Annotated in this window: 3 protein-coding genes; all 3 read right to left on the bottom strand. The window is 57.8% G+C overall.

Features of this window, described 5'->3' with window-relative positions:
* Window positions 1-63 precede the first annotated feature (63 nt).
* Window positions 64-1,098 carry a relaxase/mobilization nuclease domain-containing protein gene (locus tag JMF90_RS34275; RefSeq protein WP_077178414.1) on the bottom strand — a complete coding sequence of 345 codons (1,035 nt, stop codon included), beginning with the start codon at window positions 1,096-1,098 and terminating at the stop codon, window positions 64-66.
* Between the two features lies 1 nt (window position 1,099).
* Window positions 1,100-1,417, bottom strand: a complete 318-nt coding sequence (locus tag JMF90_RS40425; RefSeq protein WP_227745855.1) for a hypothetical protein — start codon at window positions 1,415-1,417, stop codon at window positions 1,100-1,102.
* Between the two features lie 526 nt (window positions 1,418-1,943).
* Window positions 1,944-2,199: type II toxin-antitoxin system PemK/MazF family toxin (locus JMF90_RS34265; RefSeq protein ID WP_201326093.1), on the bottom strand; the 256-nt coding region annotated here is incomplete at its 5' end.

Raw genomic sequence — 2,199 nt, 5'->3', positions numbered from 1 at the left:
GCATTCGTCGGTGTGCCGCGGGTTCACTGTCCTTTGTTCATGTGCCCGTGTGGCGGTCAGTCATCAGCGCTCAACATCTAATGATGGCAGGCGACTTCTGTCCAGTTGCAGGTCTGGTACCGCTGGTGAACGCCCTCGCTCCGTCGACTGGGTCGGCCATGGCAGTGAGCCCGGGACTTGCGGCCTGTTCGTCGGGCCCAATGAACAAATGGGCATTTGCCGTACGAACTCTACGACGCCTATCGCCATTGCCCGATCTTTGGGGGCATTGGAGTTAGCCAATGTGCGTGCAATTTGGTGCCAGGCGCTCAAGGTTTCGATATGTGCTTTCCACAAGTCATGGCGCGTCCTGTCGTCGATTACGGGAGAGCGTATTGGGGTCTCTTGTAGCGTCCCCCAAATAGCTGCCTGCTTCGAAAGACGCCGCGTTTGGCCGCGTACCATTCTGGGCGTTGCATTTGCGTCGACGCCGCGTGCGCGAAGTTGTTGGGCGAAGGCTTCTCGCCATTGATGCAAATCTCGTTTGCGTGGATTGAGCCGCCGGCCGTCCGGACCACGGGTGTGAACGCTCATATGTACGTGGGGATGTGCCTCGTCATCGTGTTTCGCGAAGACATACGGACGTCCGTCACCAAAAGTTTCGTGTGCAAATGCCCGTGCCGCGTCCCATACTGCCTGGCGGTCGGTACCCGGGGGCATCGATAGCAAGACGTTGAGAGTCTCTCGACGTTTGCTTTCTTGAGGGATGCCCCATCCGCCTACATGCCATTGTTCGATCAGAGCATCCAATGCCTGCTTTCCGGCAATCAGGCATTCGTCCTGGTCCTCCAGTTCGACACAACCGTCGCGCGAAATGTACTTCAAGTGACGACGGACGACGCTCATTCCCTGCGGACCGGATGCCCTATTGCTGATCTTGACCATCACTTCGGAGGCGCCTCGAAGTGTCATCATCAGCTTCTCGCGCAGATGCATTGCGTCTCGGTGGAACGCCCACTCCGAAAGGCGCGGCGGCTGAACATGCCGTAGGGGATCGTGAAACAGGCGATCTCCCCAGTTGAGCAAAAGTTCGTCGACATAGACTCTCGGAAAAGACATATCACCGGCTCCAGCGATCGAGGTTTCTGCGCAGCAGCTTCGCCACGGTACGTAGATGGGCGTCGATCGTGGCACGGATTTGCTCTCCATCGAGCCCGTCTATACACCCGGTTGCGTTGACGTGTCCTGCAAGCTCGCCCAGCTGCCTCCGAATTACCGCGAGCTGTTGGTTTGATTCGGCGAGAAGCGTCAATTCTCGGTTACCCAGCTGCGGTTCGTCCGTCAGGTATGCGCGGATCAGTGCCACAATCCATCGATTTGCCGTGAAGCCGTCAAGATAGGCCGCACTTTTTACGCGTGCGAGCTCGGCGTGGGTCAACGCGATCCCAATTTGTTTGCATGGGCCTTGTCGTGGCGGTAGGGGCTGATGTGGCTGCGGTCGATTTGTAGCGTTTGCAATGACCTTCGCAACGAACTGCCGCAAACCCTCGCTGGGTGTCAGGCCGCGCTGTGCACAATATGCGTCCCACTCCCGCTTTAGCGGGCCGAGTTCAACGCTTAGTCTGGCTCGGGCTTGTTTGCTCATGTTCGGCGCATGTTGGAAGCGGTGTGGTGCGCGGATAGCGACGACGGTAACGACGCATTGCAAGCGCGTCGCTTACCCGACCTTGCAAGGCACGCTGATGGATCGCTGCACTGGTTCGAATCTACGGAGGGAGTACCAGCGTGGCAACTGGGTAGGTTTGGCGTTGACAGGCGTACGCACGGCGACCATAGTGCGCAGTTGTCTCCGGCAAACAAAAAGGTCGCGATCAAGGGCGGTAAGTGCCGACTGTCACTGATGCAGTGATCGGAGAGGGGGCCTTGTCTTGTGCTGAAATCCGCCCGCTGTTTTTGCGGCTCGGTTACGCTAGCCCAAGAAAAACGAGTAGCGAACGATTGACGGCAACCATCAGTTCATCTTCGAGGTGGCCGATGGGGCGACCGATTTTCTCGCGGCGCACGGTGAACATTTTGTCTACGGCAATCTGGGACGGCATGCGCAAGCCGTTCTGCTCGGATGGGACAACAGTAATGCGTATCAAGGGCGCATCGACCATTGAGCTCGACATTAGCAGCAACGTTACACTGGGATGTTCGGCAAACAGGTCCGACTGCACC

It is taken from the genome of Burkholderia sp. E168m23, assembly GCF_016586125.1.
GTDB classification, from domain to species: domain Bacteria; phylum Pseudomonadota; class Gammaproteobacteria; order Burkholderiales; family Burkholderiaceae; genus Burkholderia; species Burkholderia orbicola.
Note: the sequence above shows the minus strand (reverse complement) of the source record. Positions and strands in the feature narration are given on the sequence as shown.